Annotated in this window: 1 protein-coding gene; it reads left to right on the top strand. The window is 72.6% G+C overall.

Features of this window, described 5'->3' with window-relative positions; translation table 11 throughout:
* Positions 1-148: 148 nt before the first annotated feature.
* A partial coding sequence (locus JS756_RS36190; protein ID WP_205387501.1) for a hypothetical protein occupies positions 149-441 on the top strand: 293 nt, incomplete at its 3' end.

Raw genomic sequence — 441 nt, 5'->3', positions numbered from 1 at the left:
ATTGAGCGGCGCCCGAGCCCCGGGGGCCTGACGCGGCGGGCGCGCACGCTCGGATCGCGCCCGCCGATCCCGTACTTCCGGAGAAATCCCGGTTCCCCGAAAGACCCTTGCTCACCGAGAGACCCTTGCTCACCGAGAGGAGGATGTCATGCAGCTGTCGGACACGACCATCGAGCGCCTGGGGCCGTTGGCTTCGGCGACCCTGCGGGCGGCGGCCGTCGATCCCTTCGAGGCCTTCGTCGCGCCGGGCGACGTCTTCCGGCACCCGCGCGAAGTGCTGACCTATCCGGGCCTGTCGCTCGCCGAGAAGCGCGCCATCCTGGCCTCCTGGGCCTCGGATTCGCGTGCCGTCGAGTCCTGTCCGGCCCTGCGCTGCCTCGAGGGCTGCCGGGCCGAGCCGGTGCCCCTCGACGCGGTGCTGGCCGCGCTCCAGGCCCTGGA

This window comes from Streptomyces actuosus (genome assembly GCF_016921115.1).
Classification (GTDB): domain Bacteria; phylum Actinomycetota; class Actinomycetes; order Streptomycetales; family Streptomycetaceae; genus Streptomyces; species Streptomyces actuosus_A.
Note: the sequence above shows the minus strand (reverse complement) of the source record. Positions and strands in the feature narration are given on the sequence as shown.